This window comes from Paraburkholderia oxyphila NBRC 105797 (assembly GCF_000685075.1).
GTDB lineage: Bacteria > Pseudomonadota > Gammaproteobacteria > Burkholderiales > Burkholderiaceae > Paraburkholderia > Paraburkholderia oxyphila.
The window spans coordinates 110,027-122,396 of record NZ_BAYD01000001.1; the positions used below are offsets into that span (position 1 = coordinate 110,027).

Sequence of the window (12,370 nt, forward strand, 5' to 3'; positions counted from 1 at the left end):
GGCTTACGCCAGCGCCTTTTCCACGATCTCGCGCACGTCGCGCGACTTCGCCTGTGCGGCGACCTGCTCGAGGGCGGCGCGCATCGCCTCGCGCAGCGCGGGCGTGAAGCGGCGCCACAGCTCGAGATTGCGCGCAAGGCGCGCGGCAACCTGCGGGTTGATGGCGTCGAGCGCGATGACCTGCTCGGCCCAGAACGCGTAGCCCGAGCCGTCCGCCGCGTGGAATTGCGCCGGATTGGCCGCGCAGAAGCTGAAGATCAGCGAGCGCGCGCGGTTCGGATTCTTCAGATTGAAGGCCGGATGCCGCATCAGCGCGCGCACGGTCTCGATCATCGGACGCTGCGCCGTGCCGCGCTGCGTGGCCTGCAGCGAGAACCACTTGTCGATGACGAGCGGCTCCTTCTCGAAGCGCACGTAGAAGTCCTCGAGCGCCTGCTTCGCATAGTCGCCGCCCGTGCCCGCCGCGGCGTTCATCAGCGCCGAAAGCGCGGCCGCGCGGTCGGTCATGTTGTTCGCACCGTCGTATTGCGCGGTGGCGAGCCGTACGGCGTCGGCGGGGTCGTCGAGCTCCGAGAGGTAGGAGAGCGCGAGGTTCTTCAGGCCGCGGCGGCCGGCCGCTTCCGGCGTGGGCTCGTAGGCGCCCGGCGTGAGGTTGGCGTCGTAGGCGGCGAGCCATTCGGCCTTGAGCGCCGCGGCGAGGCCCTTGCGCACGAACTGGCGCGCGGTGTGCACGGCGGCGGGATCCGACTCCGCCATTTGCTCCGCGAGGTAGGTTTCCGAAGGCAGCATCAGCGCGAGCTCGCGGAACGACGGCGAGAGCGACGCATCGGTCAGTACGTGGGCAAAGGCTTTCACGAGCGCGTCATTCAGCACGAGCGGCTGTCCGGCGCCGGCGCGGGCGGCCAGCGCGAGCAGTTCACGCGTGGCGAGGCGCTGGCCCGCCTCCCAGCGGTTGAACGGATCGCTGTCATGCGCGAGCAGGAATGCGAGCTCGTCGTTGCTGTAGTCGTACTCCACGATGACCGGCGCGGAGAAGTTGCGCAGCAGCGAGGGCAGGGGCTTGTGTGAGACGTCGACGAAGGTGAAGGTCTGCTGCGTCTCGGTGAGCTCGAGCACGCGTGTCGTGCCCGTCGCGCGTTGTTCGCCTTCGAGCGTCAGCGACAGGTCCGCGCCGTCGGGGCCGATCAGGCCGATCGCAAACGGGATCAGGAGCGGCCCCTTTTGCGTTTCGCGCGCAGCGGGCGAGCCGTTCGCATAGCCTTGCGCGAGCGTCACGCCATAGCGCTTCGCGGCTGCGTCGTATTGCGTCGTGACGGTCACGCGCGGCGTGCCCGCCTGGCTATACCAGCGCTCGTACTGGGCGAGGTCGCGGCCATTGGCGTCGGCCATCGCGCGGCGGAAGTCGTCGCAGGTCACCGCCTGGCCGTCGTGGCGCTGGAAGTAGAGGTCCATGCCCTTGCGAAAGCCGTCGCGGCCGAACAGCGTCTGGTACATCCGCACGACTTCCGCGCCTTTCTCGTAGACGGTCATCGTGTAGAAGTTGTTGATCTCGACGTAGCTCTCGGGGCGCACCGGATGCGCCATCGGGCCCGCGTCCTCGGCGAACTGCATCTGGCGCAGCACGCGTACGTCCTCGATGCGCTTGGTCGCGCGCGCGGCCTCGTTCTCGTCGCCGCCCGACATGGCCGCCGAGAACTCCTGGTCGCGGAACACCGTGAGGCCTTCCTTCAGGCTCAGCTGGAACCAGTCGCGGCAGGTCACGCGGTTGCCGGTCCAGTTGTGGAAATACTCGTGGCCCACCACGGCTTCGATGTTGGCGAAGTCGACGTCGGTGGCCGTTTCCGGATTCGCCAGCACATACTTCGTGTTGAAGATATTGAGCCCCTTGTTCTCCATCGCGCCCATGTTGAAGTCGCTCACGGCGACGATCATGAAGCGGTCGAGATCGAGTTCGAGGCCAAAGCGCCGCTCGTCCCAGCGGATCGAGTGGATCAGCGAGTCCATCGCGTGGCGCGTCTTGTCGAGATCGTGCGGCTCGACCCACACCTGCAGCAGCTTTTCCTTGCCCGAGCCGCTCTTGATGCGCTCTTCGAGCGCCACGAGCTTGCCCGCCACCAGCGCGAACAGGTAGCTCGGCTTGCGGAACGGGTCTTCCCACTTCGCATAGTGGCGGCCGTCGGGCAGATCGCCTTCCGCGACGAGATTGCCGTTCGAGAGCAGCACCGGGTACGCGGCCTTGTCGGCGCGCAGCGTGACGGTGTAGGTCGACATCACATCGGGGCGGTCGAGGAACCAGGTGATGCGTCGAAAGCCCTCGGCTTCGCATTGCGTGAAGAAGTTGCCACTCGACACGTAAAGGCCCGAGAGCGTGGTGTTCGCTTCCGGGTTGCAGGCGCCGGTGAGCGTGAGCGTGAACGCGTCGGGCACGTTCTCGACCGTGAGGCCGTGTTCGTGCGCGCGCACGTACTCGTACGGCTGGCCATCGATTTGCGCGCCGATGAATTCGAGTTGCTCGCCCATCAATTCGAGGTGCGCGTCAGGCTTGGCATCGGGGTTGCGGCGCACGCGCAGCGTGCTCTTGACGAGGGTGCGCTCGGGCACGAGGTCGAATTCGAGGTCGACGGTGTCGATCAGGAAGGCGGGCGGCGCGTACTCTTCGCGGCGGATCACGGTGGGCGTGGCGGTATCGGACATGGTCTCGTGCGGGAAAGCTTCGGGTCGGATGGCGATATGGGGAGGCCGCGCCTTGACGGTCAATGCGGCGGCCGGTCGTCCCATTGTACAAAGGCTCGGTCGGCTTGTCCGAAGTGGCCCGAAGGCGTGGGCCGCGGCACGGCGCCGAACTTTCGCGCCGGCGCGCGAGTCAGTATGATCGGGGCCTGTCGCGAAGACGACTGTGAGACGACAGCCTTTCACCACCCCTGGCAAGACTGCAACGAGAAGACCATGATGCCCGACCGATGGACCCACCGCGCGCTGCTGATGCTGGCGGCGCTTGCCGTGACGCTGTCCGGCTGCACCACCTACGTGACAAGCCAGGTGACCGCGTTCTCCGCGTGGGAGGGCGGCAGCGACGCCACGCGCACCTACGCGTTCACGCGCAATCCGGACCAGCAGCAAAGTATCGAGCAATCGACCTACGAGAATCTCGTCGCGGGCGGCCTCGCCCCGTATGCATTCCGCCAGGTGCCCGAGCAGCAGGCGCGCTATCTCGTGGGCCTCGCCTACGGCAGCCGCATGGACACGGTGACGGTCGCGCAGCCGGTCTTCTACAACCCGTGGCCTGCCCCGTACTGGGGGCCGTTCAATCCGTGGGGGCCTTGGGGTCCCTGGGGCCCCGCCTACGTGAACCAGACCTACCCGGTGTATTCGCATGCGCTTGGCATACGCATCACGGAAAAAGCGAGCGGGAAGGAAGTCTATAACGTCACGGCACGCACATCGGGCGACGATCCTTCGCTCGTGCATGTGATGCCGTATCTGGTGCGCAGTGCGCTGTCGAACTTCCCGCTACAGAACGGCTCGGTGCAACAGGTCAGGCTGCCGGTGGACAAGAACGGCGGGGCGCCGAACGAGGCGCCGGCCGCCGCCGCGTTGCCGCCGGCGGCTACAGCGGCGCCGGCAGGGGCTGCCCCGGCAAAGTGACCGGTCAACCTGACGGTTGGCATGAGTGAACGAAAGCGCGCCGGACTCGAAGGTCAGGCGCGCTTTGCTTTTGGGGCGCTCACGCGTCCCGTTCCCCGTTGCGTCAGACGCCCACGCCCATGATCGCGAGCACGCCGAGCACCACGAACAGCACGGCGGCAATGCCGTGCACGAGCTTCGTCGGCAGCTTGTGCGCGAAGCGGTCGCCCAGCAGGATCGCGGGCACGTTCGCGATCATCATGCCGAGCGTCGTGCCGGCCACCACGCCGAAGAAGTCGTGAAAGCGCGCGGCGAGCGCGACGGTCGCGATCTGGGTCTTGTCGCCCATCTCGGCGAGAAAGAAGGTGACGACGGTAGCCCCGAACACGCCCAGCCGCGTGCGATTGACGTTGGCTTCGCCTTCGTCGAGCTTGTCGGGCACGAGTATCCACAGCCCCATCGCCACGAAGGATGCGGCAAGCGCCCAGCGCATCACCGAAGGCGTGACGAGCGAGCCGAGCCAGGTGCCGAGCGCGCCCGCGCCCGAGTGATTGACGAGCGTGGCGACCAGCACGCCGAGGATGATCGGCATGGGCTTGCGATAGCGCGCCGCGAGCACGAGCGAGAGCAACTGCGTCTTGTCGCCGATTTCGGCGAGCGCGACCGCGCCTGTTGAGACGAGAAAGGCTTGATTCACGTTTTGATGATCCTCGGGCCGAGATGAGTGCGAGCGACGACCCACGACCCGCCGGGCCCTGTAGCGGCGGTCATGAGTCATCGGTCTCGCCAGGCCCGAGGCTGCATCCGCCATGGCCACGCAGGCCAAGTCTGTTGACGGACGCCCCCGCCTCACGTGCGCGGCGCGCGGCAAACCATGAAGGCTGGCCGGGTGGCACGAGGCGGGGCGGCTACTCCCCAATGAACGCCGGATTATAACACCGGCATTTTCCGACAAGATGCGTTACCGATCCTGTCGGATCGACGGTTCTCAGCGCTTCGCTTCATCACGGCTGTGCACGCGTGCACCGGCCGCGTAGGTCTCGAACACGGCGCGGTCGTCGCCGAGCAGGGCGAGCGCGAACAGCAGCTCTTCGAGCGATTCGGCGCGCGCGGTGCGGCGCGCGAGCAGCGGCGTCGCCTGCGGGTCGAGCACGACGAAGTCCGCTTCGCTTTGCGGCGCGAGCGTGCCGATCTTGTCGGCGAGATCGAGCGCGGCCGCCGCGCCCGCCGTGGCGAGCCAGAACATGCGCGTGGCGGTCAGGTGATGGCCGCCCATGCGCGCGACCTTGTGCGCCTCGTTCATGGTTTGCAGCATCGAGAACGACGTGCCGCCGCCCACGTCCGTCGCGAGCGTGACGGGCATCTGCGAGGCCTGGGCCTTGTCGAAGTCGAACAGGCCGCTGCCGAGGAACAGGTTCGAAGTCGGGCAGTGCGCGGCAACCGTGCCGGTCTGCGCCATGCGCTGGCGGTCTTCGTCGTCGAGCCAGATGCAGTGGCCGTACACGGCGCGGCGACGCAGGAGTCCGTAACGATCGTAGACGTCGAGATAGCTGCGCTGGCGCGGGAACAGCTCCTTCACCCACTTCACTTCGTCGAGATTCTCCGCGACGTGGCTCTGAATGAAGATGTCGCCGTGCGCCTTCGCGAGTGCTTCGCACGCTTCGAGCTGCGCCTCGGTCGAGGTGGGCGCAAAGCGCGGCGTGAGCGCGTACATCTGACGGCCGTTGTTGTGCCAGCGCGAGATGAGCTCCGCGCTGTCGTCGTAGCCGGTCTGCGGCGTGTCGCGCAGGAACTCGGGGCAGTGGCGGTCCATCAGCACCTTGCCCGCGATCATGCGCATGTTCTTCGCCGCGCTCGCCGTGAAGAGCGCGTCGGCCGACTGCTTGTGCACCGTGCAGTAGACGAGCGCCGTGGTCGTGCCGCAGGCGAGCAGCTCGTCGACGAAAAAGCGCGCCGTGTCGCCCGCCACGCCTTCGTCCGCGAAACCGCGCTCGGTCGGGAACGTGTACGTTTCGAGCCACGGCAGCAGACCCGGCGCGGGCGACGCGATCATGTCGGTCTGCGGGTAGTGAATGTGCGTGTCGATGAAGCCCGGCACGATCAGCTTGTCGCGCAGGTCGTGCACCGTCGCGCCGTCGGCCACGCTGGCGCGCAGCGCCGACCAGGCGCCCGACGCGGCCACGCGGCCATCTTCGACGATCACGACGCCGTCTTCGTGGAACACGGCGGCATCGGGCGACTGCGCGGGGTCGCCGGTGAACGTCAACAGTTTTGCGCGATAAGCCGATTGAGTCATGGGAACATCGTCTCCAAAAATTTCAGGTATTCATAAGCAGGATTCGCGCGTGCCTTGCGTCTTCGCAGATGGCGCGCTGCGTGCGCGCCGCTCCTGAAAACGCGGCGCGCAAAAGCCCTGGGGCCGGCGCTCGCGCGCCGGTCCCTGTAAAGGGTGAAGCCCTAAGTTGGGACGTCCTGCGCGGGATCAGACCACGGCGCCGCTCCAGTACTGATCGAGCTTCGCGATCAGCGCAGCGCGTTCTTCGGGCGTCACGAACGACGCCTCGAAGCCGTTGCGCAGGATCGTGTACACCTCCTGGTCGTCGAGCTTCAGCGCGCTGATGATGGCGCTGTAGTTCTCGTTCACGTAGCCGCCGAAGTAGGCGGGATCGTCGGAGTTGACGGTCACCGCGACGCCTTCGTCGAGCAGTTGCTTGAGCGTGTGCTTCGTCATGTCGTCGAACACGCAGAGCTTGAGGTTCGAGAGCGGGCAGACGGTGAGCGCGACGCGCGTGTCGGCGAGGCGCGTGACGAGCGCAGGATCTTCGATGCTGCGCACGCCGTGATCGACGCGGTCGACCTTGAGCAGGTCGAGCGCTTCGTAGATGTAGGCGGGCGGGCCTTCCTCGCCCGCATGCGCGACGAGCTTCAGGCCCTTCGCGCGCGCCTTCTCGAACACGCGCTCGAATTTCGAGGGCGGATGGCCGCGCTCGGACGAGTCGAGGCCTACGCCGATCATGCGCGGATAGCGGTCGAACAGCGGCAGCGCGGCGTCGAACGTGGCGAGCGCATCGGCTTCGCTCAGATGGCGCAGGAAACAGAGGATCAGCTTGCTCGTGAGGCCGCGCTTTTCGGCGTCGGCGAGCGCGCGGTCGATGCCCGCGACCACGGTTTCGATCGCCACGCCGCGCTCGGTGTGCGTTTGCGGATCGAAGAATATTTCGGTGTGCACGACGTTGTCCGCGAGCGCACGCTCGCAGTAGGCCATCGTCATGTCGTAGAAGTCCTGCTCGGTGAGCAGCACGCTCGCGCCCGCGTAGTAGATGTCGAGGAACGACTGCAGGTCGGTGAACGCGTAGGCCGCGCGCAGGGCTTCGATCGACTCGTATGCGAGCTTGACGTGGTTGCGCTGCGCGAGCGCGAAGATCAGCTCGGGCTCGAGCGAGCCTTCGATATGGATGTGCAGCTCGGCCTTCGGTGCGCGCGCAGCTTTCTGCACGAGCGGGTTCGCAGGGGTCGTGATGGTCATGGTTCGCTCAATCGAGTTCGTTAGTGAATGACATCACGCGGAATGGATTGTGCCGGGGACCGCAACGCCAGCGTGCACGGATGCATGCAGGCCAGCCGCGGCGGCCTCGATCGCCTGCAGCAATTGCGCGGCGGCCGAGATCGCGATGACTTCGGGCGACTTGTCGACGATGCCGTCCACGCCGAGCGGACACTGCATGCGCGCGATCTGCAGCGGGTCGATGCCGCGCGCGGCGAGCCGGTGCTCGAACTGCTTGCGCTTCGTGTGCGAGCCGATCATGCCGAAGAACACGAAGTCGCCGCGGCGCAGGATGCGCTCGGCAAGATCGAGGTCGCGCGAATGATCGTGCGTCATCACGATGAAGCTCGTGCCGGGCGGGGCGGCGTCGATGGCTTCGTCGGGTGCGTCGTTGGCGTCGATCGCGACGTTGGGCGCACCCAGTGCCGCGAACGCTTCCGGCGAGGGAAACGCGGCGTCGCGCTCGTCCACCCAGCGCACATGGCACGGCAGCGTGCCGAGCACGCGCACCAGCGCCGCGCCCACGTGGCCCGCGCCGAACAGCACGACGGGCCAGTCGTTTGGCGCGATGGTCTCGGTGAGCAGCATCGTGCCGTCGCCTTGACCGGGCGTGCCGGTGTCCCAGAGCAGGCAGTCGGGCGTTTCCACGCCTGGCTCCGGCTCCGAAAGCATGACGGTCGCAACCGCCGCGCTTTCTGCGCTCGCGTCTTGCCGATCCTGACCAGCAGCGTGGCGAACTGCGCCGCCCGACGGCGTCCCATTCCGCGAGGAGCGGAATGATACGCTACGCACGGTCGATGCGCCCGCCGCGAGCCGGTGCGCGAGCGTCGAGAGCCAGCCGAGGTCGGACACGTCGAGGCGCTCGAACGCGAGCACGACGGCGCCGCCGCAGCACTGGCCGAGGCTCGGCCCAAGCGCGAAACGCTCGAGGCGCCGCGCATGCGGCGTGCGCATACCCTCGCGCAGCACCTGGCGCGCGGTCTCGATGGCCTTCCATTCGAGGTGACCGCCGCCAATCGTGTGGCGGGCTGCTTCGCGCGTGACGATCATCTTCGTGCCGGCTTCGCGCGGCGCCGAGCCTTCGACGCGCGCGACGGTCACGAGCACGGCGGCGTCGCCATGCGCGAGCAGATGCTGCAGATCGGTGAGCCAGGCTTGCATCCGGCAGTTCTCCTACTTGACGACAACTTCAATGGGGGCGGCGGCCTGCGCGCTGGCCGTGCGCGCACGCAGGGCATCGAGCGCGTCGAGGATCGCTTCGGGCGTGGCGGGCGCGATGAGCGGCGCGGCCTCCCGGGCCCCGGGCACGGCGGCGCCGATCGCATCGCGGATCGCGAGGAGCACCGAGAACGGCAGCAGCAACGGCGGCTCGCCTACGGCTTTCGAGCGGAACACGGTGGGCTCGGCGTTCTCGTTGCGGTAGAGCTGCACGTTGAACGCCACGGGCGTATCGCTGATCGCCGGAATCTTGTAGGTGGACGGCGCGTGCGTCATCAGCTTGCCGTCGCGGTTCCACCAGAGCTCTTCGCTCGTGAGCCAGCCCATGCCCTGGATGTAGCCGCCTTCCACCTGGCCGATGTCGATGGCGGGGTTGATCGACTGGCCCGCGTCGTGCAGCACGTCGGCGCGCACGAGCTTCCATTCGCCCGTGAGCGTGTCGATGACCACTTCGGACACCGCCGCGCCATAGGCAAAGTAGTAGAACGGATGGCCGGTGAGCGTTTTCGCGTCCCAATGCACTTTGGGCGTCGCGTAAAAGCCATCGGACCATAGTTGCACGCGCTTCAGATACGCGAATTCCACGAAGTCCGCGAACGCGATTACCTGGCCGTTTGCGTGGACTTTGCCGTCTTCGAACACGATTTCGCCGGGCGTGCCGCCGTGCTGTGCGGCAGCGAGTTCGGCGAGGCGCGCGCGGATCGAGAGCGCCGCGTCTTCGGCGGCCTTGCCGTTCAGATCGCTGCCGGTCGAGGCGGCGGTGGCGGAGGTGTTGGCCACCTTCGACGTGTCGGTCGCGCTCACGCGCACCTGTGCGAGCGGCAGCCCGAATACGCCGGCCACCACCTGTGCGACCTTCGTGTTGAGCCCCTGGCCCATTTCGGTGCCGCCGTGATTCACGAGCACGGAGCCGTCGCGATAGACGTGCACGAGCGCGCCCGCCTGGTTCAGGTGCGGGACGTTGAACGAGATGCCGAACTTCACCGGCGTGAGCGCGATGCCGCGCTTGAGCACGGGGCTCGCGCGGTTGAACGCGGCGAGCGCGGTGCGGCGTGCGGCGTATTGGCTCGACGAGAGCAACTCGTCGGTGAGCGGAACGAGCACGTTGTCCTCGACACGCTGCCCATACGGCGTGACGTCGCGCTCGCCGACGCCGTAGTAGTTCGCGCGACGCACCTCGAGCGGATCGCGCCCGAGCGCCCTGGCGATGCTGTCGAGCATCACCTCCATCACGAGCGCGCCCTGCGGTCCGCCGAAGCCGCGGAACGCCGTGTTCGATTGCGTGTTGGTTTTGCAGCAGAGCGCGACGATCTCGACGTCCGAAAGGTAGTAGGCGTTGTCGAAATGGCAGACCGCGCGCGTGGCGACCGCGCCCGAAAGATCGGCGGAATAGCCCGCGCGCAGCGCGATTTCCACGCGCGCGCCGAGTAGGCGGCCTGCGTCGTCGTAGCCGGCTTCGTATTCGTAGAGCGCGTCGTGGCGCTTGCCGGTGATGAGGAAATCGTCGTCGCGGTCGGCGCGCAGCTTCACGGGGCGCCCCAGCTTGTGCGCGGCGAGCGCGGCCACGCAAGCGAACAGCGCTGACTGCGATTCCTTGCCGCCGAAGCCGCCGCCCATGCGCCGACATTCGCACATCACGCGATGCACGGGCCAGTTGAGCAAGTGCGCGACCAGCTGCTGCATCTCGCTCGGGTGCTGCGTCGAGCTGTAGACGAGCATGCCGTCCTGTTCCTCGGGCAGCGCGTACGCGACCTGGCCTTCGAGATAGAACTGCTCCTGGCCGCCCACGGCGAATGTTCCGGCGATACGGTGCGGCGCCGCCGCAATGCGCGCCGCCGGCTCACCGCGCGTGAGGCGCAGCGGTGGCAGGACGTATTGCTGGCGCGCTTTCGCGTCGGCGATGGTGAGCACCGGCTCGAGCGGCTCGTAGCGCACCACGTCTTCGCTTGCGGCGAGCGCGGCCGCGCGGCGCGCGAGCGCGTGGCTCGTCGCGATCACGGCGAACACGGGCTGGCCGAGATACTGCACTTCATCGTGCGCGAGGACCGGGTCGTCATGCAGGACCGGGCCGCAGTTGTTCTCGCCGGGGATGTCGGCGGCGGTGAGCACCGCGACGACGCCCGGCATGGCGCGTACGCGCTCGAGATCGAGCGATGCGATGCGCGCATGCGCATGGCGCGAGAGGCCGAGCGCGGCATGCAGCGTGCCGTGCAGTTCGGGGATGTCGTCGGTGTAGCGCGCTTCCCCGCTTACGTGCAGGTCGGCGGACTCGTGCGGCAACGGCGCGCCGAGCGCAGCCTGGGCCGCATGCGCGGTTTGTGCAACGAACGGATCGGACTGGCGGTTCATGGTGCATCTCCCGCAAGTGCAGCGCCGGGGGCCACGCCGGTTTCGTCGACGACTTCCGCCTCGGAGGCAAACACGAAGGCGTTCACGTCGCACAGCGCGAGCGGCGCGTCGTCGCGCGTTTCGAGCCAGCAGCGCCAGAGCAGATTGCGCGCGACCTTCAGACGATACGCGGCGCTCGCGCGCATGTCGGTGAGGGGCTGATAGTCGGCGTCGAGCGCGGCCATCGCGCGCTGCGCGGCCGCTTCGTTCCAGTGTGCACCCGTGAGTGCCGCTTCGGCATGCGCGGCGCGCTGCGGGATCGCAGCCATGCCGCCGTACGCGATGCGCGCGTTGACGATCGTGCCGTCCTCGCCGATCTCGAGCGCAAACGCCGCGCAGACCGCCGAGATGTCCTGGTCGTAGCGCTTGGACACCTTGTAGGTGCGAAACCGCAGCGTCGGCACGGGGCGCGGCACGCGGATCGCCTCGACGAACTCACCGGCTTCGAGCACGCTCTTCTGATAGCCGGTGTAGAACGCCGCGAGCGGCAGCATGCGCACGCGCGCGGCGCGGCGCAGCACGACCACGGCGTCGAACGCGAGCAGCGCCGGCATCGAGTCGCCGATCGGCGAGCCGTTCGCCACATTGCCGCCCAGCGTGCCCGCGTTGCGGATCGGCAACGAGGCGAAGCGCGCCCACAGCTCGGCGAGCTCGGGATAGTCGACGGCGAGCGCCGCATAGGCATCTTCGAGCGGGACGGCGGCGCCGATCGTGAGCGTCTGCGCGTCGCGCGCGATGGCCCGCAATTCGGCGACCTGGCCGGTGTAGATCACGTCGCCCAGATCGCGCAGCTGTTTGGTGACCCACAGCCCGACGTCCGTGCCGCCCGCGAGCACGCGCGCCTGCGGATGCTCGGCGCGCAGCGCGGCGAATGCTTCGAGCGTGCGCGGCGCGAAGAACGTGGCATGGCCGTGCACGGCGCCACGCGCGTCGGGGCCTTCGTAGACGAAGGTTTCGCTGCGCGCGATCGAGCGCAGCGCGGCTTCGAGCGGCTCGCGCGCGAGCGCGACGCGCGGATAGCTCGCCACGTCGAACATGCGTTGGGTCGCGTCGATGATCGGCCGGTAGCCGGTGCAGCGGCACAGATTGCCGGAGAGCGCCTGATCGATTTCGTCGCGCGTCGGCAGGCCCGCGTCGGCGCCCTGGCGCTCGTAGAGCGCCCACATCGACATGACGAAACCGGGCGTGCAGAAGCCGCACTGCGAGCCGTGGCAGTCCACCATGGCCTGCTGGACGGGATGCAGCGCGCCGTCGTGGGCGCGCAGGTCTTCGACGGTGAAGAGCGCGCGGCCGTCGAGCGTGGGGAGAAACTGGATGCAGGCGTTGACCGCCTTGAGCGCGAGATGGCCGTCCTCGTCGAGTTCGCCGATTACGACCGTGCAGGCGCCGCAGTCGCCCTCGGCGCAGCCTTCCTTGGTGCCACAGACGTGCAAATCCTCGCGCAGGTGCTGGAGCACGGTGCGTGTGATGGGCGCGTCATGCACCTCGTGCACGGCGCCACGACGGACGAAGCGGATGGTTTGCGTTGTCATGTGAAACCCGGGAGACATTGCGGATCAGGCGCGCGTTACGCAGGGAGCCGGGGCGCGCCTTGAC

General features: G+C 67.9%; 8 protein-coding genes and 1 riboswitch. Of the genes, 1 reads left to right on the forward strand and 7 read right to left on the reverse strand.

Annotated features, from left to right (window positions below):
• Positions 1–3: 3 nt before the first annotated feature.
• A complete protein-coding gene (gene pepN / locus BO1_RS00565) occupies positions 4–2,694 on the reverse strand; it encodes an aminopeptidase N (protein WP_028215866.1) in 2,691 nt (896 codons plus the stop codon).
• A 252-nt stretch (positions 2,695–2,946) separates the two neighbouring features.
• Here pepN and BO1_RS00570 point away from each other — a divergent pair, with 252 nt between their 5' ends.
• Positions 2,947–3,645 (forward strand): DUF4136 domain-containing protein, encoded by a 699-nt coding sequence (locus BO1_RS00570; RefSeq protein WP_028215867.1) that lies wholly within the window; start codon positions 2,947–2,949, stop codon positions 3,643–3,645.
• A 103-nt stretch (positions 3,646–3,748) separates the two neighbouring features.
• Here BO1_RS00570 and BO1_RS00575 read toward each other — a convergent pair whose 3' ends face one another.
• The 6 genes from BO1_RS00575 to xdhA all read right to left on the reverse strand — a co-directional run bounded on the left by BO1_RS00575 (position 3,749) and on the right by xdhA (position 12,306).
• On the reverse strand, positions 3,749–4,321 hold the full coding sequence (locus BO1_RS00575; RefSeq protein WP_028215868.1) for a TMEM165/GDT1 family protein: 573 nt from the start codon (positions 4,319–4,321) through the stop codon (positions 3,749–3,751).
• A gap of 8 nt (positions 4,322–4,329) precedes the next feature.
• A riboswitch (yybP-ykoY riboswitch) is annotated at positions 4,330–4,553 on the reverse strand.
• 59 nt (positions 4,554–4,612) lie between these two features.
• Positions 4,613–5,920: a guanine deaminase gene (gene guaD / locus BO1_RS00580; RefSeq protein ID WP_028215869.1), complete on the reverse strand. Its 1,308-nt coding sequence runs from the start codon at positions 5,918–5,920 to the stop codon at positions 4,613–4,615.
• A gap of 186 nt (positions 5,921–6,106) precedes the next feature.
• Positions 6,107–7,150, reverse strand: a complete 1,044-nt coding sequence (locus BO1_RS00585; protein ID WP_028215870.1) for an adenosine deaminase — start codon at positions 7,148–7,150, stop codon at positions 6,107–6,109.
• Positions 7,151–7,183: 33 nt separating this feature from the next.
• Complete coding sequence (gene xdhC / locus BO1_RS00590; RefSeq protein ID WP_028215871.1) at positions 7,184–8,329, reverse strand: xanthine dehydrogenase accessory protein XdhC; 1,146 nt, start codon at positions 8,327–8,329, stop codon at positions 7,184–7,186.
• Between the two features lie 12 nt (positions 8,330–8,341).
• Positions 8,342–10,735: a xanthine dehydrogenase molybdopterin binding subunit gene (gene xdhB, locus BO1_RS49205; protein WP_043283467.1), complete on the reverse strand. Its 2,394-nt coding sequence runs from the start codon at positions 10,733–10,735 to the stop codon at positions 8,342–8,344.
• On the reverse strand, positions 10,732–12,306 hold the full coding sequence (xdhA, locus tag BO1_RS00600; RefSeq protein WP_028215872.1) for a xanthine dehydrogenase small subunit: 1,575 nt from the start codon (positions 12,304–12,306) through the stop codon (positions 10,732–10,734). Before xdhA ends, xdhB begins: the two co-directional genes overlap by 4 nt.
• Between the last annotated feature and the right edge of the window lie 64 nt (positions 12,307–12,370).

What these genes read in the sequence shown, in the direction of transcription:
- pepN (WP_028215866.1), bottom strand. Translation starts at nt 2,694, where the DNA reads ATGTCCGATACCGCCACGCCCACCGTGATCCGCCGCGAAGAGTACGCG.
- BO1_RS00570 (WP_028215867.1), top strand. Translation starts at nt 2,947, where the DNA reads ATGATGCCCGACCGATGGACCCACCGCGCGCTGCTGATGCTGGCGGCG.
- guaD (WP_028215869.1), bottom strand. Translation starts at nt 5,920, where the DNA reads ATGACTCAATCGGCTTATCGCGCAAAACTGTTGACGTTCACCGGCGAC.
- BO1_RS00585 (WP_028215870.1), bottom strand. Translation starts at nt 7,150, where the DNA reads ATGACCATCACGACCCCTGCGAACCCGCTCGTGCAGAAAGCTGCGCGC.
- xdhC (WP_028215871.1), bottom strand. Translation starts at nt 8,329, where the DNA reads ATGCAAGCCTGGCTCACCGATCTGCAGCATCTGCTCGCGCATGGCGAC.
- xdhB (WP_043283467.1), bottom strand. Translation starts at nt 10,735, where the DNA reads ATGAACCGCCAGTCCGATCCGTTCGTTGCACAAACCGCGCATGCGGCC.
- xdhA (WP_028215872.1), bottom strand. Translation starts at nt 12,306, where the DNA reads ATGACAACGCAAACCATCCGCTTCGTCCGTCGTGGCGCCGTGCACGAG.